This is a genomic window from Marinobacter arenosus (genome assembly GCF_019264345.1).
GTDB classification, from domain to species: domain Bacteria; phylum Pseudomonadota; class Gammaproteobacteria; order Pseudomonadales; family Oleiphilaceae; genus Marinobacter; species Marinobacter arenosus.
Map to the genome: position 1 here is coordinate 135,973 of NZ_JAHVAO010000003.1, position 22,408 is coordinate 158,380.

General features: G+C 56.2%; 19 protein-coding genes and 1 tRNA gene. 9 read left to right on the plus strand and 11 right to left on the minus strand.

The window, feature by feature from the left end; all coding sequences use genetic code 11:
• The first annotated feature begins 140 nt into the window (after positions 1-140).
• Complete coding sequence (locus KXD86_RS16635) at positions 141-914, plus strand: enoyl-CoA hydratase (protein WP_218637286.1); 774 nt, start codon at positions 141-143, stop codon at positions 912-914.
• Positions 915-1,266: 352 nt separating this feature from the next.
• Positions 1,267-4,062 carry a hypothetical protein gene (locus KXD86_RS16640; protein ID WP_218637287.1) on the plus strand — a complete coding sequence of 932 codons (2,796 nt, stop codon included), beginning with the start codon at positions 1,267-1,269 and terminating at the stop codon, positions 4,060-4,062.
• Between the two features lie 64 nt (positions 4,063-4,126).
• Here KXD86_RS16640 and KXD86_RS16645 read toward each other — a convergent pair whose 3' ends face one another.
• On the minus strand, positions 4,127-5,188 hold the full coding sequence (locus KXD86_RS16645; protein WP_218637288.1) for a CaiB/BaiF CoA transferase family protein: 1,062 nt from the start codon (positions 5,186-5,188) through the stop codon (positions 4,127-4,129).
• Positions 5,189-5,385: 197 nt separating this feature from the next.
• Between KXD86_RS16645 and KXD86_RS16650 the strand changes: the two genes are divergently transcribed.
• Positions 5,386-6,405: an AraC family transcriptional regulator gene (locus tag KXD86_RS16650; protein WP_218637289.1), complete on the plus strand. Its 1,020-nt coding sequence runs from the start codon at positions 5,386-5,388 to the stop codon at positions 6,403-6,405.
• A gap of 6 nt (positions 6,406-6,411) precedes the next feature.
• Here the strand turns inward: KXD86_RS16650 and KXD86_RS16655 are convergent, their stop codons facing one another.
• Positions 6,412-7,269 carry a hypothetical protein gene (locus tag KXD86_RS16655; RefSeq protein WP_218637290.1) on the minus strand — a complete coding sequence of 286 codons (858 nt, stop codon included), beginning with the start codon at positions 7,267-7,269 and terminating at the stop codon, positions 6,412-6,414.
• 4 nt (positions 7,270-7,273) lie between these two features.
• Positions 7,274-8,884: a DNA recombination protein RmuC gene (locus tag KXD86_RS16660; RefSeq protein ID WP_228739662.1), complete on the minus strand. Its 1,611-nt coding sequence runs from the start codon at positions 8,882-8,884 to the stop codon at positions 7,274-7,276.
• A 310-nt stretch (positions 8,885-9,194) separates the two neighbouring features.
• On the opposite strand from KXD86_RS16660, the gene KXD86_RS16665 reads away from it, so the two are divergent.
• The 4 genes from KXD86_RS16665 (at position 9,195) to KXD86_RS16680 (ending at position 13,026) form a co-directional block, all read left to right on the plus strand.
• Entirely contained in the window at positions 9,195-9,587 is a 393-nt protein-coding gene (locus tag KXD86_RS16665; RefSeq protein WP_218637291.1) for a hypothetical protein, read from the plus strand.
• Positions 9,588-9,765: 178 nt separating this feature from the next.
• Positions 9,766-10,563, plus strand: coding sequence for an ATP-dependent zinc protease family protein (locus KXD86_RS16670; RefSeq protein WP_218637292.1), 798 nt, complete (start codon positions 9,766-9,768; stop codon positions 10,561-10,563).
• Complete coding sequence (locus KXD86_RS16675; RefSeq protein ID WP_218637293.1) at positions 10,560-12,077, plus strand: inactive transglutaminase family protein; 1,518 nt, start codon at positions 10,560-10,562, stop codon at positions 12,075-12,077. The genes KXD86_RS16670 and KXD86_RS16675 overlap by 4 nt, the downstream gene beginning before the upstream one ends.
• A gap of 1 nt (position 12,078) precedes the next feature.
• Complete coding sequence (locus KXD86_RS16680) at positions 12,079-13,026, plus strand: alpha-L-glutamate ligase-like protein (protein ID WP_218637294.1); 948 nt, start codon at positions 12,079-12,081, stop codon at positions 13,024-13,026.
• A 66-nt stretch (positions 13,027-13,092) separates the two neighbouring features.
• On the opposite strand, the gene KXD86_RS16685 is transcribed toward KXD86_RS16680, so the two are convergent.
• Positions 13,093-14,682: a BCCT family transporter gene (locus tag KXD86_RS16685; RefSeq protein ID WP_218637295.1), complete on the minus strand. Its 1,590-nt coding sequence runs from the start codon at positions 14,680-14,682 to the stop codon at positions 13,093-13,095.
• A gap of 258 nt (positions 14,683-14,940) precedes the next feature.
• Between KXD86_RS16685 and KXD86_RS16690 the strand changes: the two genes are divergently transcribed.
• Positions 14,941-16,584, plus strand: a complete 1,644-nt coding sequence (locus KXD86_RS16690; RefSeq protein WP_218637296.1) for an FMN-binding glutamate synthase family protein — start codon at positions 14,941-14,943, stop codon at positions 16,582-16,584.
• A 114-nt stretch (positions 16,585-16,698) separates the two neighbouring features.
• Positions 16,699-16,775: transfer RNA gene (locus KXD86_RS16695), tRNA-Pro, on the plus strand.
• Between the two features lie 166 nt (positions 16,776-16,941).
• On the opposite strand, the gene KXD86_RS16700 is transcribed toward KXD86_RS16695, so the two are convergent.
• The 7 genes from KXD86_RS16700 to infC all read right to left on the minus strand — a co-directional run bounded on the left by KXD86_RS16700 (position 16,942) and on the right by infC (position 22,407).
• Positions 16,942-17,307: a MerR family transcriptional regulator gene (locus KXD86_RS16700; protein ID WP_099619017.1), complete on the minus strand. Its 366-nt coding sequence runs from the start codon at positions 17,305-17,307 to the stop codon at positions 16,942-16,944.
• A complete protein-coding gene (gene ihfA / locus KXD86_RS16705; RefSeq protein ID WP_007151838.1) occupies positions 17,288-17,590 on the minus strand; it encodes an integration host factor subunit alpha in 303 nt (100 codons plus the stop codon). The genes KXD86_RS16700 and ihfA overlap by 20 nt, the downstream gene beginning before the upstream one ends.
• Positions 17,591-17,593: 3 nt before the next feature.
• Positions 17,594-19,966, minus strand: a complete 2,373-nt coding sequence (gene pheT / locus KXD86_RS16710; RefSeq protein WP_218637297.1) for a phenylalanine--tRNA ligase subunit beta — start codon at positions 19,964-19,966, stop codon at positions 17,594-17,596.
• 63 nt (positions 19,967-20,029) lie between these two features.
• Positions 20,030-21,028: a phenylalanine--tRNA ligase subunit alpha gene (gene pheS, locus KXD86_RS16715; protein WP_218637298.1), complete on the minus strand. Its 999-nt coding sequence runs from the start codon at positions 21,026-21,028 to the stop codon at positions 20,030-20,032.
• A 149-nt stretch (positions 21,029-21,177) separates the two neighbouring features.
• Positions 21,178-21,531, minus strand: coding sequence for a 50S ribosomal protein L20 (gene rplT, locus KXD86_RS16720; protein WP_008170485.1), 354 nt, complete (start codon positions 21,529-21,531; stop codon positions 21,178-21,180).
• A 51-nt stretch (positions 21,532-21,582) separates the two neighbouring features.
• On the minus strand, positions 21,583-21,774 hold the full coding sequence (gene rpmI, locus KXD86_RS16725; protein ID WP_007151842.1) for a 50S ribosomal protein L35: 192 nt from the start codon (positions 21,772-21,774) through the stop codon (positions 21,583-21,585).
• A 93-nt stretch (positions 21,775-21,867) separates the two neighbouring features.
• On the minus strand, positions 21,868-22,407 hold the full coding sequence (gene infC / locus KXD86_RS16730) for a translation initiation factor IF-3 (RefSeq protein WP_218637411.1): 540 nt from the start codon (positions 22,405-22,407) through the stop codon (positions 21,868-21,870).
• Position 22,408 lies beyond the last annotated feature (1 nt).

A 22,408-nucleotide genomic window follows, 5' to 3' on the forward strand; every position in this document is an offset into this window, starting at 1 on the left:
AAATGGGGAACAGAGTTTACCAGAAAATCCCGTGAGCGAGGGATTCGACAGACGGCCTAGCCGGTTTGAAAGATTGTAATTGCCGGCCGAAAAAAAGCTATCATGCTAATTAAATCACAACACTGATCTCTGGAGGCGCCGTGACAGACCTCGTACTCACCAAAAAATCCGATCACATTCTCACCGCTCGCATCAACCGCCTCGATCGAAAGAATGCGCTCACCCATGCAATGTACACCGCACTTGGGGACGCCCTGGCAGCGGCGGAAAACGACGCAGACATTCGCTGCGTCCTGTTCACGGGTAACGAGGAATGCTTTACCGCCGGCAACGACCTGGGTGAATTCGCTACCGGCTTGCCTGGCGCGTTCGAGGAAACGCCGGTCGGTCGGTTTCTGCTCTTGCTGGCAACGGCCTCAAAACCCGTGGTCGCCGCCGTTAACGGCCCGGCAGTCGGTATCGGAACCACCATGCTGCTGCATTGCGATCTTGTGTTCGCCGGCACCAACACCCGATTCCAGATGCCTTTTGCAAATCTCGGGCTGTGCCCGGAAGGCGGCTCGAGCCTGCTATTGCCCTCCTGGATTGGCAGGGCACGGGCCGCGGAACTGCTCATGCTGGGCGGAGCCTTTACCGCAGACGAGGCAAGCCGCCTGGGCCTGATCAACCGGGTGTGTGAGCCCGCTGAGACCGAAGCCCGCGCTCTCGAGGTCTGCGCGCAACTGGCCAAACAGGCGCCGGCGGCGATTCGCGCCACCAAAGAGCTGCTGAATCGCCCAACCCTGAACCAGCTGAAGGAAACCATGGCCGCTGAAGGACAACGCTTTGCCGAGCGGCTCAAATCGCCCGAAGCGTCCGAGGCCTTCCGGGCCTTCGTGGAAAAGCGGCAACCGGATTTTTCCTCCTTCGAATGAACCACATGCCCGCCGGATTTCCTTCCGTCGGGCATCGCCCACACTCCTTAAAAATCCTCACAAAACAGACAACGCCCCGGCTCGACAAACCGTTCACTGCCAACTATTTTGCACAGAGACCAATCTCCAACCGTGCGGGGAGGTTTCAAACAGTCAGAATCACACTTTCGGCTGATCAACACTTGCCATACTGTCGCTATAGTCAAAGCTACAGAAATTGGCTCAAAGCGCTGGCTACAATTTCAGACAACAGTTTCAAGCAGAACAGGCCACTGACAACGGGCTTACCGGATCAGACCGGCCCCGTCAGCTGCCGACAATAACGACACAACAACAGGAAAAGGTTCCACCCATGTTCAAGAAAACTCTAATAAGTGTTGCCGTGGCGTCTTCCCTTGGACTTTCAGGCTGCTTCGATAGCGGCGACTCTGGGGCGAATGCTAATCCGGATTACAGGATCAATAACCCGGCGATTGACGGTAAAACCTGGCCCATTTTTAACCCGGTCACCAGCCAATTGCCGATTCCGAATGACCTGATTTTCGATTCTGAACAGGGCGATGGAACCTTCGGAGTAAGCGACACTTCACCACCTGTGACCACCGCACTTAACGAGCTAAGTGGTGCGTCGACCGTGGCTCCGGCCGTTATCCAGTTTAATGGCCAGATCGATGCCAACACCGTTGTTTACGGCCAAACTGTTTTTCTCATCGAACTAGAGTACGCCAGTGGGGATCCAGTTCAGGGCCTGGGTAATCAGGAACCGCCTACGGTTGCTGGCCTAGCAACAGCCCGTGCCGACGTGGAGAGCCTCAGCGGAACGTCCGCAATTCGTATCCTACCGCTTGAGCCTCTTAAACCAAGGAAGCGTTACGTTGCTGTCGTCACAAAAGGCGTTACAGATATTAACGGCGATGCAATTATTTCATCACCAAGCTATGCGAACCTGACTGATGAAGAGCAACCATTGGGCAGCTCAACGCTCGCCCCGGTTAGAGCGCTTATAAACAATCTTTGGGAAGCTACTGCTGCTGGCTTCTTCCAGGCCGCAGGTGCCCCGCTTACCGCTGATGACATTGCAATCAGTTATAGTTTCACCACGTCGAATGACGAGAAGGTTTTGCAGTATATTGCAGAACCAGCTGCATGGTTCTCTGATCAAATTGAAACCTTCGTGAAAGTATCTGCAGCTTCACAAGCAGTCGAAGCCGGCGCATCATCGTACGCTGATGTTAAGACTGCGGTGGATACAGCGTTCAACGCGTTTCCGACTTCTCTTCCAGCTAATCCTGATTCCCCACTAAATGCCCTTTTCGCACCCGGTGGCGCTTGCGAAGTTGGTGGAGCTAACGTGAGCAGTTTGGGTGAACCCGCAGTTAATTGTGTCGGTGTTGCACTGGCTTCCAATTTCGCGACAGAACTGCCTACTCCGCTCCCCGGTGTGAATCGAAATGTTTTCGACGGCAGCGGATTCACCGATACCATTTCAATCGATAACGGGACCATCTCTCCCGTGGGCTTGGTTTCTGCCGTGGCCGGTTCCATCCCCGGATCAGAGAATGTACTTGCTGTGCAGGGAACAGTTTCACTTCCCTACTATTTAGGCAACACCGGTCCTGGCATTGCCGGATCCAGTGCAGTCAACTGGACTGCGGATAATGAATTAGCGGCCTCCTTGAATGAAACCTTCTCGGCTTTGGGCGTATCGCTTCCGCAAGCCGATCCGTCGGTTTCAACCGCCGTTAACTATATCTTCCCATTCCCCAAGGAGTTGAGTACCCAAGAAGTGCCGCTCCTCGCTCTGTACCCGAACAGTGGCGCAATCAATGGCGTTGTTCTGTACCAGCACGGAATCACAACCGACCGTAGTGCTGCTCTGACATTTGGCACTGGGTTGGCTGCCGAAGGCTTCGTGGTTATTGCCATTGACCAGCCCTTGCATGGCGTAACTCCGTTTGCAGCAGAGGACCAGTCACCATTGGCAATCGCTCTCCTGACGGGAGGCGGACTATCTGCTGAACAGGCTGAGGCGCTGGCACCACTGGTTGTGGCTGGCAATGTTTCTGATTTGGCCGACGCTCTGGCGGGCGGGACTGCTACCCCAGGAACAACCGCAACAGCTCAATCCTTGGTAAATACTGTTGCGAACGCAGGCAGCACAATCCCGGGACTCGCACCCGCGGACAACGAGCGGCATTTCGGCCTCTACTCCGATGCTTCCGGCGCTCCCGCAGCTATGGTTTTTGATCCTGCGAGCCCGGCCGGCACTGACGGTTCAGGCAGCTTTTATATAAATCTTCAGAACTTCTTGGCCGCTCGGGATAACAACCGCCAGAGTGCAGTCGATCAAATGAACCTCAGGGCTACGCTGTTTGGCAATCCAACTGCTGGCAAAGCTGGTGTAACACTTGAACGTCCAGCTGCTGCAGGTGGTGACGATACTCCTATCAACGTCACTGCAGCCGATACAGTTTATTTTGCAGGTCATTCATTGGGGACCATTACCGGCATGCCATTTGTGGCATCGGTTAATGAGAACCAGATTGGCTCTACGATTTTCACTGCGGCTGATGGAAGCTCGGACATTCCTTCCACATTCAACGATGTAGCCTCAGCCAGTATGCTTACTCCCGGTGGCGGAATTGTTCGCTTGCTGGAGAACTCGCCGACTTTTGCTCCCAGAATTTTGCTCGGCCTCCAGCAGGCGGCCGGTTTGACGCAGGGCGACGCAAATCTTGAGACCTACTTCAACGTTCTTCAGGCTACAATTGACTCTGCTGATCCGATTAACTTCGTCGATACTCTCGGCGTTTCAACTCCTGTACTGCTTTCCGAGGTGGCAGGCGACACAGTGATTCCCAATGCAGCAGATGAGCAGCAATGGGGCATCCCAGCTCTATCTGGTACGTTCAGCCCTGAACAGACTGAACTTCCAGTGTCGGTAACAGTGAACAGCTTCAACGCACCGTTGGCTGGCACCAAACCACTAACACTGGGACTGGATATGCTCACCACATACAACGAAGGCAACCACGGCACGCCTACCTCTGCAGACAACATTGCTGTCTTTGGCGGCATGCTTTGTGAAACCTACGTGACGTTTGGAGTCGCCTTGGCCGACCTTCCGGCTCTGTGCTCCGCTCCTTAATCAGTTAGTACGAAAAGGCCCCCAACCGGGGGCCTTTTTCGTTGTTCGATAATAGCTTACTCAACTAAACTCGGAATTTTATAGGCATTGCGACCTGCCTTTGCCTCTCACCATCCCCCCGATCAACCTCAACCACCATCCCCCTCGCTTTTAGCTGGGGATGCTCGGCTGCCTCCGAAATAGTCAGTACAGGCTCCACGCACGCATCTTGGTCCGCGAAAATGTCCTGCCACTCCGCCAGCGTCTTCTCCAGAATCTTTTCCTTGAGTGCCGCTTTCAGGGCCTGCTGATGTTCCGGATTCTGGCTCAGGGCAAAACTCTTCATTTCACTCAGGCCCAGCGTCTCGCAGAGGCGTGCAGAGAATTGTGGCTCAAGGCTACCGATGGAAAGCCAGCGGTTGTCCTGGGTCCGGTAGTAATCGTAGAAAGAGCCGCCATTCAGAAGCGCAGTTTCCGGCGCCTGCTCCTGACCACCAGCCAGGCAAGCGGCACCGGACATGGCATTCAGAGCAAAGGCCGCGTCGGTCATGCTGACATCGACAAACTGCCCTTCCCCGGTCTGCTGCCGCTCGATCACGGCGGCCAGAATGCCCATGACCGCGTGGTGTGAGCCTCCGGCGACGTCGGCCACCTGGATGCCGAGAGGTGGCGGTCCGCTGTCCGCGCGCCCACAGTGGCTGCTGACTCCGGCTAAGGAGAGGTAGTTGATGTCATGTCCCGCGCGGTTCCGGTAGGGTCCGGTCTGGCCGTATCCGGTGATGGCGCAGTAAATGAGTTGGGGATTGATCGCCTTGAGCGTTTCATACCCGATACCCAGGCGGTCCATAACACCCGGCCGAAACTGCTCGACCACGATGTCGTAGTCCCGAACCAACGCCTTCACTTTCTCAACGGCGTCAGCCTGCTTGAGATTCAATGGCAGCGTTTTCTTGCCCCGAGTGAGGTACGAGAAGGCGGTGCTGATTTTCCCGTCAAACGGCGGCATCACCTTGGTAAGGTCCACCCTATCCGGGGCCTCTATTCGCAGCACCTCCGCGCCCATGTCGGCCAGCATCATGGTCGCATAGGGGCCAGGCAACAGGGTGCTGAAGTCCAGGACTTTCAGTGAGCTCAAGGGGCCTGCCATGCTGTTCTCCTTACGTGGTCGGTTTCTTTTTGTCAGAGTATTCAGAGTTTCTCATGCTGCACGGTTTTGCCAACCGGGCCAACCGCCGGTTCCGTCATTCCAATTGACCAATTCTTCCAGCTTACTGAGCGTCCCTTGGTTGCATTGTTCTTCGGGGGTTTTATGATGGGTTTCGTTTACATGGAATGGCGAATGAAATGTCCAACCTGACGGTTTCAAAGCACTTTGTTCAGGCCGCGCTGGCGGGGGCCGAACATCTTGGCTTCGATACTCAAGACATGTTGCGGGAAGCCGACATATCCCCGGACCTGCTGCGCATCGAGATGGCTCGGGTGAGCAGCGATCAGTTCAGCCATCTGATGCAGGTATTGTGGCACCGGCTTGACGATGAGTTTATGGGGATGGGGCCACGGCGCGCCCGCAGCGGTACCTTCGCCACCATGTGCGCCCTGGTTATCGACTGCCCCACTCTCGAGGCGGTTTACCGACAGGCCTTCCAGTTCTCCAGGCTGTTTGAACCCATGGTGTCCATGGAACTGGTTACAGAAGGCCAGTCCGCCCAGCTGGTCACCCGGATCGAAGGCCGCATTCACGACCCCGCCTACTTTTTGAGAGAAAGCCTCTTAGTGATCTGGCATCGGCTTGGGAGCTGGCTCATTGGGCAGCCTGTGGAGCTCGACAAGGCAGAATTCGACTACCCCCGCCCGCCGCATGGAGACGAGTACCGCCATATCTTCCATTGCCCTCTGGCGTTCGAATCCGATCGCACGGCGCTGACCTTTGACAAGCGCTTCCTCTCTGCCCCGGTCATCCGGGACAGGTCCGAGATGCGTCAGTTTCTGAAGACCTCGCCGGCGGACCTGCTGTCGAGGCCGGATGAGAGCAACACCTTCACGGGTCGGATTCGCACGCTTATCGGGCGCGACTTTTCAAAACCGTTGCCAGACTTCGAATGGATCGCCGCAGAATTGCACACCAGCCCTCAGACCCTTCGGCGTCGCCTGAAACAGGAAAACACCTCGTTTCAGGAAATCAAGGATCTGCTCCGGCGTGACATGGCCATCTACTATCTCGGGCGGCAGGAATTACCGATCAACGACATTGCTGGCAAGGTCGGATTCACCGAGCCCTCAACCTTCCATCGGGCTTTTAAAAAGTGGACCGGGGTGACGCCTGGCGCATACCGGGAAGGCGAGCGCGGCAATCTACAGGAGTGATGTCCTTCAGGACCCCGATGGGTCCTGAAGGTTGCGAATAAGCCGCCCCATGGTTTGCGCAATCTCCTGAGTCCGCTGGCGATTCATCGCCAGTTGCAGCAGGCGCGAACCGTCCCGCGGATCGTAAACCCAACAGGTTGTGGCGGCCACCTCGCAGGCCCATTCGACCTGAGGGTTGATCCCGTAAACCGACAGGCTCTGATTCTTCCTCACAACGCGACCGTTGGCATCGCGGCGGATCTCCTGGACGTTGATAGAGCTGTCGTCCGCGTTTATCCGGTATTCAATATCGGCCGGCTTATCCACCTGCACAATAGTCTGGTCCTCGCGCCAGCCGGCAACTTCCAGCAAGCTGTTGAGGTGCAGCGTCAGCGCCTCACGATCGGTGTTCACAAGGTACAGTTTCCGAAGAGACGACAACTGCTGATCCCCAGCGGGTTCGATCACGGCAATTTTACCGCCCTCACCGTTCGCTGACTGAGCCGACTGGGCCTTCTCGCTCCGGGCCTTTTCCACTTCGGTGATCAGCTTGAGCGCTTCCTGATAATGACTCCCTTCAGCGCCGGCGGATGTCACGTATTCCTCCAGCGCGGACTGGGCCTCATTAAGATGTTTGGCCTGATACATCACCCGACCGCGGTAGTAGAAATAATCCGCCGGCTTGCTGCCTTCAAGCCGCTGGAGCCGATTCAGGTATTCACCGGCCTCGCTCCAGCTTTCCGCGGCCACGGCTTCCTCTGTCGCCAGCATCAGACGACGCATCTCATGCTCCGGGGCCAATGCCAATGCCTGCCCCGCCAGCAATGTCGACGCCAGAACCAGCCCACGAGCCAGTTGACGACCTTTTTCATACGATACTGCCATGACCCTACTCCTGCTGATTATCTGCGCCAATCGCCGGCTCTTCCGTCTCTGATTCGTCAAATTCGTCCTCGATGTCCGGATCGTCTCCGGCATCCACTTCCGCCTGGTCCATAATGCCCCTGGGAAGCTCTTTTTTAACCCTGACCCCAAGCTCAACAAATCGGTTGGCCTGTGAGATCAGGTTACCCCGCCCTCGGGTAAGTGTATTCATTGCCGAATCGTACGTGCCCTGAGCCGTATGTAATTGGCCCCCGAGACGCTCCATCGCCTCCACAAAAACCCGCAGTTTGTCGTAGACGGCACTGGCCCGTTCAGCAATACGACGGGCATTCTGGCTCTGGCGCTCATATCGCCAGATGTTCTCGATGGTCCTGAGCGTTGCCAGCAATGTGGTTGGTGTGACCACGATAATCTTTCGCTCAAACGCTTCCGCGAAAAGGTTCTCGTCTTGCTGAAAAGCCGCCACGAACGCCGGTTCAATGGGCATGAACAGCAACACGAAATCCGGCGAATGCAATCCGCTAAGTTGACTGTAGTCCTTTTCACTCAGGGTGCGAATGTGATTCCGCACGGCCTCGACATGTTCCTTGAGCGCGTTTTCGCGGGCCGATTCGTCTTCTTCCGTCACCCACTGCTGATACGCCAGCAGTGACACCTTGGAGTCAATGATCAGGTTCCGACTGTCGGGCAGGTAAACAACCACATCGGGACGAAGGAGCTGGTTGTCAGCGTCGCGGTAGCTGCCCTGGGTCTCGTATTCCACGCCCTTGCGAAGGCCTGACTTTTCCAGCACCCGCTCCAGGATCAATTCACCCCAGTTGCCCTGAATCTTCTTGTCGCCTTTCAGCGCCCGCGTCAGGTTCGAAGCCTCCTCCGTGATCTGGCGGTTCAGCTCCTGGAGCGACTTGATCTCACTCCTCAATGCCTGCCGATCTCGAGTTTCGGTGGTGTAGACATCTTCCACCCGCTTGCGGAAATCCTGGAGTTGATCGCGGAACGGGTTCAACAAGGTATCCAGGCTGGTGCGCGTCTGCTGGCTGAAACGCTCGCTTTTCTGCTCGAAGATCTTGTTGGCGAGGTTCTCGAATTCCTGTTTCAGAGCATCCCGGTTCCGCTCCAGCAACTCGAGCTTTTCGGTGGTAGCGCGCCGCTCCTTGTCCAGGGTAACTTCCTGCTCACGCAGCACGACCTGGGCCGCGTGCAGTTCTCTGGATAGCTCCTCTGTTCGTCGCTGCTGACGCGCCCCCTCACTTTCCAACTGGCCAATTCGCGTCCTGCGCCCCTCCAGATCAGACTCAAGGCCCGCGATACGGCTCTCCAGCCCCGTGGCGCGCTGTCGCCAGTGCTCCAGGTCCTGCTCATGTTTGGCCAGCCGGACTGCCCGCTCCTCCAGAGCGTTTTCCAGATGCTCCGCCTGCTGTCGATCCATGGCGTTTTCATGTTGAGCCTCACGGAGCAATCGCTCGGCGCCATCACGGGCCGCTTCCAGAGCATCGAGTTCGGCTGCCAGCCTGCGCCTTTCTGACGTCATGTGCAGCAGCAACCCCGCCAGCACACAGACTGCGATCACCAGAACGCCCATCCAGCCGGCCATGAGATCCGGCCGGGAAACCATCAAATCGGTGACAGCCTCTGGCACTGCACACACTCCTGTATCTGCTTGTGTCTGAAAACGAAGGAGGAATTTTGCCTCAGGCTGACAGTCTACCTTATCAATGGAACCTTTTTCGCACCGAGCCGTGGCAGGCTTTGTGGATCACATTCCAGATCTCGACTGCGTAGCAAATCCACAAACCGGCTGCATCTGTTTGTGGACGCGTCACGTAATATCGTCTAAAAGGGTAAAAGGTTCCTGTGGCTTTCTGGCATTACGCTTTTTTAACGGCTCAGAAAGTCCACTCAGGATCGCAAATGGATTAAAGATCATGCTGAAAGAACTGTGGCGAAAACTGGGAACAGACTTTATGCAACCGGGCTGCTCGGCTAACGACGCCGACGCGGCACTGTTCGGTTCCTGTGGCTCGGGTTCGACATCCAGGCAATTTCGCATCCTTCCGCACATAACCCACACCGGGGAGTTCCACCTCGAACGGCTCACCAGCCTGCTAAAAGCCCGCTACAGCAAGAACTTCGAGCCATCGGGCAGCAAACCCGGCAGTGACGAAGCCATCCGTGACCTGATCAGTTACGCGGCGAGGATCCAGGACCAGGACATCCAGCGTGAGCTCCTGCTGTTTTACCTCAACTGCTCGCCAGTCATCCAGGAATTTTTGCGCTCCGAAACGTCTCTCGGTGACGGGAACTTTCCATTCCGGTAATCACTTACGCGGCAAACGTGAGACGCACTCGAAAAAATTGCCCTCTTAACCAACTGTAAAGCAACTACACAGTTCGGTTGTTGTATACTTCTGCGCCTACTAATCTTCAGAAACATCAGACTGTCCGTCATCACAGCATCGGAAAGGGCGTGATCGGCAGTTGGCACAGAGGTTTTCAATGGGTTCAAAACAGATGCGGGCTGATATTCGTCGCTCCCTAGGTCTGCTTGCTTCCGGCTTCGTTATGTTGCTTGCCGGATGCTCGTCGGATCGTTACCTCATGGTGCCCAAACAAAACCTGACCGAGCTCAACACCTCGGTACAGACTCAGCGAGCCACGCTCGTGACGATGGAAGGCAACGCCAATGCCCGGCAAGAGCAGTTATTGGGGGCTGAGCGTGAATCCACCCAGTCGATACTGGAAGCGATCAAGACCCAGGTTGAAAAACCCAGCTGTCCCCCAGTTCAGCCACAGAACATTTGTCCGAGTGCGGACCCAACGAGCGGCATGGCCGCACGGCTCAAGGGAAAGCTGATTGTCGGCGAAGTGGAAAGAATTTATCTGGCCGATCCGGAGCAGGTCTATACCGCGCGGATAGACAGTGGTGCCGAGACGTCTTCCATCGATGCCCGTAACATTACCCGCTTCGAGCGTGACGGCAACAACTGGGTACGCTTCGACGTTCCCGTGTCGGGCAGTGATGAGCTCATCACCCTGGAGAAGGAGGTTTCCCGGCGCGTGAAAGTGATTCAGGCCAGCGCGGAAGATCCCGAACGGCGCGTGGTCGTGGAGCTTCAGTTCGCAATCGGCGATCACCAGCAAGTTGCCGAGTTCACGCTGACCGACAGGGACGACCTGTCTTACGAAGTTCTGATCGGGCGAAATGTTCTGCGTGACGTCATGCTGATTGATGTCGGCCAGGAATTTGCCACCAAACTTCCCGAATCAATCCTCCATAAGAGGAACGACTCGTGACTCCCCGCTCCCGCCTGCCCTTCTATATTGCCGTTTTTCTGCTCATCGCAGCCGGAATTTCCCTCGCGATCTGGCGCCACATTGAGCTTGGCATTCCCTGGTTTGCCGGCGAACAACGTCCTGTATGGATGATTGAGGCGAGAGTTGATTTCGATGCCGAGAACGGCCCCGTGCTTGCCAGCCTTAATGTGCCGGAGAACCCGCCCGGCTTCCGGATACTCTCGGAACAGGCCGCTTCACCCGGATACGGATTCTCGATCATCGAGAAAAACGGAAGTCGCCGGGCCGAATGGACCAAGCGGGACGTCTCGGGACGCCAGACCCTGTATTTCAAGACGCAGTTCATCCCCGATGAGTCTGCCATCAACCGGCCCCCGAATCCGGAACCCAAGGCCCGCAGGACCTTCTGGGAGGAGCCCCAGGCGACGGCAGTGCGCGAAGTTCTGGCCCAGGCAAAGGAGCGGTCAAGCACCCCCGAGAGCATGACCCGGGAACTGATCCGGCTCATGCAACCCGATGCCCGGACCCAGAACACAACCCTTCTGGTGGCCGAGGAGAATTACCTGGATTTGCTGGTCGACATGCTGAACCACTCAGGGATTCCGGCGCGGACGGCCGACGGGCTCAAACTGGAAGATGCCCGCCGCAGGCAATCCCTGATGCCCTTCCTGCAGATCTTCAACGGCGAGCAGTGGCTGACATTCGATCCGAATACGGCAGATCAGGGGGTTCCTGAGAGCCTGCTACTGTGGCGACAAGGCTCGGCATCCTTGCTTGACGTGGTTGGTGGAGACAACTCGGAAGTCAGCTTCTCGATGCTTCGTCAAACGGTGCCCGCCTTGCAGCTTGCAACCATGGAGTTTGATTCCAACGGCCTTGGCTTCCTGAGCTTCTACGAACTGCCCATTGAGGAACAGAGCATGTTCCGCATGCTACTGCTCCTCCCGCTGGGCGCGCTGATGGTGGCCTTCATGCGGATTGTCATCGGCATTCGCACGTCGGGGACGTTTATGCCGGTCCTGATTGCCGTGGCGTTTGTCCAGACGACTCTGGTGCCAGGCCTGATCGCCTTTTTGTCCGTTGTCTCGATCGGTCTGATGATGCGGGGCTACCTATCCAGCCTGAATCTCTTGCTGGTTTCCAGAATCTCGGCCCTGATCATATTGGTCATATTCATTACCGCAGGCCTCAGTATCATTGGCTACCAGATGGGCTTCAACACGGGCATGACGGTGACCTTCTTCCCCATGGTGATCATTGCCTGGACCATTGAACGGATGTCCATTCTGTGGGAGGAAGAAGGTGCCCACGAAGTCCTGATTCAGGGTGCCGGCAGCATGTTCGTCGCCATCTCCGCCTACCTGCTGATGAGCGCCCCTCTGGCGGGCCACCTGACTTTCAACTTTCCCGAGCTGCATCTTGTGATCCTCGGCCTGATCCTGCTGATGGGCCAGTACACCGGCTACAAACTGAGCGAGCTCAAGCGGTTCACCCCCATGAAGGTCTACGACTGATATGGACTGGATTTCACCGCGGAAACTCAATCGCCTGGGCATGCTCAACATGAACCGGCGCAATGTGGATTATATTGCCCGGTACAACGAGCGCTCTTCCTACCCGCTGGTCGACAACAAGCTCAAAACGAAACTTGCCGTGGCCGAGTATGGGGTCAGGACGCCTCGCCTGCTCCAGGTGGTTCGCCAGCAACATGAGATTTCCGGCTTCCGGCAGATGGCGGAAGATCTGGGCGGCTTTGCCATCAAACCGGCGAAGGGGTCTGGCGGCAAGGGGATCACCGTCATTACTGGCCGCGATAACGACGAGTACGTCAAAGCGTCCGGCACCCGCATCACGGCGGCTTCGCTGGAGCGCCACCTCACGAACATCCTCGCTGGCCTGTACTCTCTGGCTGGCACCCCGGATGTTGCCATTGTCGAGAGCTTGGTGGAGTCGGTTCCCACCCTGGCCCGCTATTCATTCCAGGGCGTACCAGACATTCGCATCGTGGTATTTCGGGGCTATCCGGTGATGGCTATGCTCAGACTGGCCACAAAGGCCTCTGACGGTAAGGCCAACCTTCACCAGGGCGCGGTAGGTGTGGGCCTCGATATCGGCACGGGAAGAAGCCTGAATGCGGTTCAGTTCAATAAACCCATTACACTGCACCCGGACACCGGCCTGGCCCTCGAAAACATCGAAATCGAAGCCTGGGGGGAAATGCTGGAAATGGCGTCCCGCTGCTACGAATCAACCGGCCTTGGTTACATGGGCGTGGATCTGGTCGTCGATGCCCATGAGGGGCCGCTGCTACTGGAACTGAACGCCCGGCCCGGTCTCGCGATCCAGATGGCTAACGGGCGCGGACTGCTGCCGCGCCTGCGGACCATTGAACGCCTGAAGCGCCCGCATTTCACACCGCAAGAGCGCGCCAGTTACGCCATGGAGGTCTTCGCCGCACTTTAAGCGAGGAACTGGCCAAAAAAAACCGGGGCAGAAGCCCCGGTTTTTTTCATGCCTGCAATGACCTCATCACAGCTCGCCTCTGGCGATCAGAAGCATGCGTTCGTGAGCCAGGCCTTTCAACAGACCCCACGTCATTATCAGCAGTATTGCAGTGAACGGCAGACCGGCGCTGATTGCCGCAGCCTGAATCGCGCCGAGGGCATCTTCACCGCCACCAAAAATCAGCGCAGCAGCGATCGCGCCTTCCATAACCACCCAGAAAACCCGTTGAGCGGTCGGCGCGTCAGTCTTGCCACCAGCCGTGATGCTATCGATCACCAGTGAGCCGGAATCCGAGGAGGTCACGAAGAAGACCAGAACCAGGATGATACCAACGAAGGAAATAATGCCGGTCAGTGGCAAATTCGCGAACATCTGGAACATCGCCAGAGACACGTCGGTCAGACCGTTTTCGGCCAAGGCACCGATGCCATCCTTAATCTGCTCAAGCGCGGTACCACCGAAAGCACTCATCCACACGACGGTGATAACTGTCGGCACGATCAACACCGCAGTAATAAACTCTCGAACGGTACGCCCCCGGGATACGCGGGCAATGAACATGCCGACGAACGGTGACCAGGAAATCCACCACGCCCAGTAGAATACAGTCCAACCTTGGAACCAGGCCTCGTCTTCACGGCCAAACGGGTTACTCAGGGGAACCACGTTGGCAACGTAGCTTGAGGTGGTCACCCAAAGGGTTTCCAGCACCGTCATGGTTGGCCCTGCGAAAATAATAAAGAACAGCAGTAGACCAGCCAGCCCCATATTGATGTTACTGAGTACTTTAACCCCGCCATCGAGGCCACGAAGCACTGAGATCAAGGCAAGCGCCGTGACACCGACGATGATGGCCATCTGAACGTTGATGCCGCTGGAAACGTCAAACAGGTAGCTCAAACCGGACGCTGCCTGTTGCGCGCCAAAACCAAGGGATGTCGCCAGACCGAAGATGGTTGCGACCACGGCCAGAATATCAATGATGTGTCCCGGCCAGCCCCAGACCTTGTCACGCAGCAGCGGGAAGAAAGCCGAACGAATGGTAAGCGGCATGTTCTTGTTGAACGAGAAGAACGCCAGGGACAGGGCAACGATAGAGTACACCGCCCAGGGATGCAGGCCCCAGTGGTACATGGTCGCCCCCATGGCAAGATTAGCTGCCTCAGGGGTGTTGGCCTCTACATTGAACGGCGTTTCATACCAGCCCGTGTAGTACGCGGTGGGCTCTGCCACCGCCCAGAACATCAGGCCAATACCCATGCCCGCTGCGAACAGCATCGCAAACCAGGACATCGTGGAGAATTCTGGCTTCGCGTCCGTTCCGCCCAGCCGGATCTTGCCCACCGGCATGAAAATCAGGGCCAGGCACACCACCACGAAGATGTTGGCGCTGAGCAGGAAGAACCAGTCAAATGTCGCGATGATATCCCATTTCGCCCCATCCAGAAGCTCTTTGGCGCCTGTCGGAAAAATCAGGGTTCCTACCACGAAAAGCACGACCAGTATCGCCGTAATCGGGAACACCGGTGCGTGGAGATCCAGGCCAAAAGGATTGATATTATCCTGGCCTGCGACGTAATCCGTCTGATATTCGTCTTTAACTACCTCGCCCACGTTGGGAGCCTCCTGAATTGGAAAGTCTTATTTGGGAATCGGTATTCAAACGTTACAAGCGCGTCATACTAATATTTTGAGTTCAAAACATCAAAACCTCCAGACACAGTTTCCCAGTTCACCACATCTCAGCATAGACCATGTTCCGGGGCGCAATGATCCAACACCCGGCAATCGGCTATCGATTCGGCGGCGTATCGATATACTCTGGTACAAATACGCACTATTCCCGACATATTGGCCCCACTTGAGGTATCCATGGAGAAAACCACGACTTTTCCGGTTCGTTACACCGTCTATGCATTGAGCATTGCCGGTTTTCTTGTATCCGGCGTCGCAAGTTTCTACGCCGAAGGCGCCATTCTCTTCGCCATCGCCTTCGGCACCCTGGCAGCGCTTGGCACCTATGACCTGCTTCAGAGGAGGCACACGGTCAGTCGCAACTACCCTATTCTTGCGAATTTCCGGTACCTGCTTGAGTCCATCGGCCCCGAGATACGTCAGTACTTTATTCAGTCCGACACTGAGGAACGCCCGTTTTCCCGGGAACAGAGAACCATCGTTTACCAGCGCGCCAAGAACGTGCTGGATAAACGGCCCTTTGGCTCTCAGTTAGGTATGTACGAAGAGGGTTTCGAATGGATGAACCACTCCCTGAAACCCACGAAAATCCGTGACAGTGATTTCAGGATTCTGATCGGCAAGCATTGCGAAAAGCCCTATAGCGCCAGCGTTTTCAACATATCGGCCATGAGTTTTGGTTCGCTCTCGGCAAACGCCATTCTGAGCCTGAATACCGGCGCAAAGCTTGGCGGCTTTTACCACGATACGGGCGAGGGCTCGATTTCCCGGTACCATCGTCAACCCGGGGGCGATCTGGTCTGGGAAATCGGTTCCGGCTATTTTGGCTGCCGCCACAAAGACGGCTCTTTCAACCCGGAGATGTTTCAAAAAAACGCGACCATTGACCAGGTCAAAATGATAGAGATCAAACTGTCTCAGGGGGCAAAGCCGGGGCACGGTGGTATCTTGCCCGGGGCCAAGGTCACCCCTGAAATCGCCGAAGCCCGTGGTGTGTCGGTTGGCGAAGACTGCGTTTCACCGGCCAGCCATTCGGCCTTCTCCACCCCCCTTGAGCTCCTCGCGTTCATTGATCAGCTCCGGGAACTCTCAGGCGGCAAGCCGGTGGGGCTTAAGCTGGCCATCGGGCACCCCTGGGAATGGTTTGCCATTGTGAAGGCCATGCTGAAAACCGGCCAGAAACCCGATTTCATCGTGGTAGACGGCGGCGAAGGCGGCACCGGAGCCGCGCCCCTGGAATTCATCAACCGGCTTGGCATGCCCATGACCGAGGCACTTTTGCTCGTTCACAACACCCTGGTAGGCACCCACCTCAGGGATGACATTGCCATTGGTGCAGCGGGTAAGATTACGTCGGCATTCAACATCGCCCGTACGCTCTCCCTGGGGGCCGACTGGTGCAATTCCGCCCGGGGGTACATGTTTTCCCTCGGCTGCATTCAGGCCCTGAACTGCCATACCGGACGATGCCCAAGCGGGGTCGCCACCCAGGACCCCCGACGCGGCAGTAAGCTGGACGTGGAACTGAAAAGCCAGCGGGTCTACAACTTCCACAAGAACACCCTGGATGCGCTCCAAAACCTGCTCGAAGCCTCCGGCCTTCGGCACCCTTCCGAACTCGGGCCCGAGCACATCGTGCGCCGGGTGTCCAAGACCGAAGTCCACTCCTACCTGGACCTGTTTCCCTACCTTGAACCGGGCGCGCTTCTCGAAGGCGAAACGGGCCACACTGTGTTCGACAAATACTGGCCACATGCCACCTCGGAGACCTTTGATCCACCGGATTTCATTCTCAAGCTGAGAGAAACCAAGCTTCGCTGAAAATCCCGGCTGAAATCGCCAAAGCCTGTTTATTTTTCCAATGGGCTGGTGTAGACTTCGCTCCCGCTAAGCCACTGAGATAGCTCTCAAGTTTCTCAGGGGCCTACAGCGAATCGGGGCGTAGCGCAGCTTGGTAGCGCACCTGCATGGGGTGCAGGGGGTCGTAGGTTCAAATCCTACCGTCCCGACCAGATTCAGGAGAAAGGCAGGGGCTTTGGCCCCTGCCTTTTTTGTTTCCGCTTTAGACAGCATCGACAGACACGCACTCTGCGAATCCGTTCGTCACCGCCGAATCGCAGGCATAAAAAAAGCCGAGGAGGCTTCCACCCCTTCGGCTTTTTTTAATTGGCGTTCCGGTTATTTCACCGGCGCATTCAGCACGTCCAGCACTTCTTCCAGTTCCGATATCATCTGACGGATAAGCTGCTTGTACTGAGAGGTATCGTCCTTCACCTCGTGGCTGCTGAGCTTTTGCTTCGCGCCACCTATGGTATAGCCCTGATCGTACAACAGGCTGCGTATCTGACGAATGGTGATAACGTCAGCGCGCTGGTAGTACCGGCGGTTTCCGCGGCGCTTTACCGGCGATAGCTGCGGGAATTCCTGCTCCCAATAGCGCAGTACGTGTGCCTTGACCGCGCAAAGGTCCGCTACTTCACCAATGGTGAAATAACGCTTCCCGGGAATCGCGGGAAGTTCGTTATTATGACTGGGTTCCAGCATACGCTTCTACTTTCTGCTTTAGTTTTTGTCCCGGGCGAAACGTAACAACACGCCGTGCACTGATTGGAATTTCCTCACCCGTTTTCGGGTTCCGTCCCGGTCGCTGTTTCTTGTCTCGCAGATCAAAGTTACCGAAGCCCGATAACTTCACCTGTTCGTTGTGACTCAGAGCGCCTCTGATCTCGTCGAAAAAAGCTTCCACCATTTCCTTGGCTTCGCGTTTGTTCAGGCCCAATTCCTCATACAACCGCTCTGCCATTTCCGCTTTCGTCAAAGCCGCCATGTCTCAACTCCTCAGTGTTGCCCCCAGCTCTTCTTTCAACGCATCGATCACGCCATTGAAGAGCGAATGAACCTCGTCCTCGGTCAACGTGCGCTCCGGGTGCTGCCAGAAAAGGCTGAGTGCCAGGCTCCGGTTGCCCTCGCCCAGGCTCTCACCCTCGTACACATCGAACGCACGCAACGCTGTCAGTCGTTCACCGGCATGCTTTCTGGCCACACGCTCGACGTCGGCAAACGCCACATCGCTCCCGATAATAATAGCCAAATCACGACGAACTTCCGGGAATTTTGAAATTTCTTTGAAATTAGGCACATAACCAGTAACGATCGAATCCAAGAATAGCTCAAACATCAGGATCGTGCCATTAAGTTCAAGATTTTTCTGAACTTGTGGGTGCAACGTGCCCAACCAGCCGACATGTTCACCATCCCGGAGCAACTCTGCGGTCTGGCCCGGATGCAGCGCCGGATGCTGACTGCCGACAAACTGGATCTCAATTCCAAGCAGCCTGAACAGACTCTCAAGATCTCCTTTTACATCAAAGAAATCGGCAGTTCTGCGACCGTTTACCCAGTTTTCAGGATACTGGGAACCCACCACGACACCGGCCAGCATCGGTTGCTGGTTGATCCGCTCGCCTTCCTGCTCGAAACGCAAACCGGTTTCGAACAGGCGAATACGCGGTTGTTGCCGGTTCTGGTTGTAGGCAACGGTCTTGAGAAGGCCACTCCAGAGACTGGTACGCATGACCGAAAGGTCTGAAGAGATCGGGTTGGCAAGGGCAATCCCCTCACGCTCCGGATCAATCAACTGCTGAACCTTCGGGTCCACGAAACTGTACGTGACGGCCTCCTGATAGCCGTTATCGACGAAGAACTTCCGGATCGCCGATACCGGACGCGTTGCCTCATCCTGCTGACGCAGGCCCAGAGAGCCAATGGGTTCGGTCACAGGCAGGTTGTTGTACCCAAAGATGCGGCCAACTTCCTCGATCAGATCTTCCTCGATGGAAATGTCGGGGCGGAAGCTAGGCACACTGATCCGCCATCCCGCCTTCAGGAGTTTGTCGATATGCAGACCGAGACGGCTCAGGATTTCCTCAACCGTTGTCCGATCGATCTCCAGGCCCAGAACGTCATAGAGGCGGTCAGACCGCAAATCCACGACGCGGTCCTTGGGCAGATGCTCGTCACTCGCCACTTCGACGATTTCACCGGGTTCACCGCCCACGATTTCCATAAGCAGCTCAGTCGCGCGTTCCATGGCGTCACGGGCCAGCTTGTAATCCACGCCCCGCTCGAAACGATGGGAAGCATCGGTGTGCAAACCGTAGTGACGGGCTTTACCCGCCAGGGCGATGGGATCGAAGTAAGCCGACTCGAGAATCAGGTCGTTGGTTTTTTCACTGACCCCGGAATGTTCGCCACCCATGACGCCGGCAATGGCGATCGGCTTCTCATGGTCGGCAATCACCAGGGTCTCGTCAGTCAGCTCAACGTCCTGACCGTCGAGCAATACCAGCTTTTCCCCAGCCTTGGCCATCCGTACCACGATGCCGCCCTGAATTTCGTCGCGGTCAAACGCATGCATCGGCTGCCCCAGCTCCAGCATCACGTAGTTGGTGACGTCCACGGCAGCGTCAATGGAACGAATACCGGAACGACGCAGCTTCTCCTGCATCCACAAGGGGGACTCGGCCTTGAGATTTACGTTGCGCAGGACACGGCCCAGGTAACGCGGGCAACCGGCAGCCGCCTCAACCCGAATGTCGGCCACTTCCGAATGCACGGCCTCAATCGGCGTAATCTCAGGTCCCTCAACCAGCATGCTGTTCAGCACGCCAACCTCGCGGGCAATTCCCTTGATCGACAGGCAATCCGCGCGATTGGGTGTCAGGTCCACATCAATCGTCACGTCATTGAGCTTGAGGTACTCGGCAACATCCTGCCCAACCGGCGCATCCGCTGGCAGCTCCATCAAACCATCATGATTCTCTGAAAGTCCCAGTTCGGATTCGGAACACAGCATGCCTTCAGAAGGCTGACCACGCAGTTTGGCTTTCTTTATCTTGAAATCGCCGGGCAGCACGGCACCAACAACGGCGAACGGAACCTTGAGCCCGTCCCGAACGTTAGGCGCACCACACACCACCTGAACGGTCTGGTTGCCATCGCTCACCTGGCACACCCGCAGCTTGTCCGCGTCCGGATGCGGCTCAACCGATTGCACCTCACCGACAATAACGCCGCTGAACTGACCTGCAACCGGTTCGAAACCATCCACTTCCAGACCGGCCATGGTGATCTGGTCCATCAATTCCTGGGTTCCGATCGCCGGATTCACCCACTCGCGCAGCCACTGTTCACTGAATTTCATGGTTTATGCCTTGTTGTCCTGATGCGGTTTCGCCTGTTGATTTGAATGCCGTAGAACGCCGGATTAACGGAACTGGCGCAGGAAGCGCAGGTCGTTCTCGAAAAACATCCGGAGGTCATTTACGCCATAGCGAAGCATGGCCAGACGCTCAACGCCGAGGCCAAACGCAAAGCCACGGTACTCCTCGGCATCAATACCGCAATGTTCAAATACTTTGGGATGAACCATGCCGCAGCCCATGACTTCCAGCCACTTGATGCTGCCATCGGCCTCCCGGCCCCACTCGATATCCACCTCAGCGGACGGCTCGGTGAACGGGAAATACGACGGACGGAACCGCACCTTGAGATCGCGCTCGAAGAACACGCGCAAAAACTCTTCCACGGTGCTCTTGAGATCCGCAAAACTCACGTCTTTCTCGACCAGCAACCCCTCAACCTGATGGAACATTGGGGTATGGGTCATATCGGAGTCACAGCGGTACACCCGACCCGGACAAATCATTCGGAACGGCGGCTTTCCAGCCTCCATCGTGCGAATCTGGACCGGGGAGGTATGGGTACGGAGAAGCGTGCCAGGATTGAAATAGAAGGTGTCATGCATGGCACGCGCCGGGTGATGCCCCGGAATGTTCAGCGCCTCGAAGTTGTGGTAATCGTCTTCGATCTCGGGGCCCTGTTCGACGGTGTAGCCGGCCCGGGCGAAAAACTGCTCGATGCGTTCGAGAGTACGGGTAACCGGGTGCAAACCGCCAAGGTCCTGACCTCGGCCAGGCAGGGTCACATCGATGGATTCGCTGGCAAGCTTCTGCTCGATGGCCGCCCGCTCAAGGTCGGCGCGCCGGGCGTTGATGGCCTGCTCAACCTGCCCCTTGGCTTCATTGATTTTCTGGCCTGCAACGGGACGCTCTTCGGCGGAAAGTTTCCCCAGGGTCTTTGCCTGCTGGGTGATCACACCCTTTTTGCCCAGGTACTCAACACGAATTTGATCAAGCGCCTGCAGACTGTCGGCGTTGTCCACCGCAGCCAAACCGTCCTGAACCAGTTGCTCCAGGTTTTCCATTGACCCTGCTCCAAACCAGAAATGGGAGTACTAATACGAATTCTTAAAACAAAAATAGGGGAAGAGCGTGCCCTTCCCCTATCAGAAGGCGCCTTCATGATGACATGAGACGCCCGGATCGATCAGCAATCGATGAAGAGCTTAAGCGATCACAGGGACGCTTTGGCTTTCTCGACCACAGCGGCAAACGCCTGCTGCTCGTTCATGGCCAGATCGGCCAGAACCTTACGATCGATCTCAACGTTAGCCTTCTTCAGACCAGCGATCAGACGGCTGTACGACAGACCGTTAGCGCGGGCACCAGCGTTGATACGAGCAATCCACAGAGCGCGGAAAGCGCGCTTGCGGTTACGACGGTCACGGTAAGCGTACTGACCGGCCTTGATAACCGCTTGCTTGGCTACACGGAATACACGGCTACGAGCGCCGTAGTAACCTTTGGCCTGATTGAGAATCTTTTTGTGACGACGGCGTGCGACGACACCACGTTTTACACGAGCCATATCCTAATCCTTCTACCTTGATAAACCTTTACAGGAATAATTAGCGTGCTATCAGCACGCCGTCATACGCTTGATGGATGCCACATCAGACTTGGCAATCAGCTTGGTACCACGAAGCTGACGCTTACGCTTGGGGCTCTTCTTGGTCAAGATATGACTGGTGAAGGACTGCTTGTGCTTGAAGCCAGTGGCGGTTTTCTTGAACCGTTTCGTGGCTCCGCTTTTGGTTTTCATCTTAGGCATTTTTAAAACTCCGCATTCTATTTTTAAGAACAACAAATGTGCCCCTGAACGACAAATCCCCCGCATGCGCGGGGGATCATCACCCGATCAGGTTCACTTCTTTTTTCGGGGCGCCACAATCATGGTCATCTGACGGCCTTCCATTTTCGGCCGCATCTCCACCGTTGCCAGCTCCTCAATATCCGTCTCGATGCGGGCCATGAGTTTCATACCAATTTCCTGGTGTGCCATCTCACGCCCACGGAAGCGAATAGTGATTTTGCCGCGGTCCCCGTTTTCAAGGAAACGTACCAGGTTGCGTAGTTTGACCTGATAATCCCCTTCTTCAGTTCCTGGTCGGAACTTAAGCTCTTTGACCTGCGTCTGCTTCTGCTTTTTCTTGGCAGCCGCCTTGGCCTTCTTCTCGTCGAAGATTTTCTTGCCGTAGTCCATTATCTTACAGACGATCGGATCGGAATCCGTAACCTGGACCAGGTCAAGCGATGCCTCTTCTGCTTGTTTCAAGGCATCCTCAATTGGTACTACACCGACCTGATTGCCTTCTGCATCAATCAGTCGGACTTCGGTTGCGTCAATATTCTCATTGATCGGCGCCTTTGGTGTACGCCCACCCCGATTCGCTCGCTGTTTAATA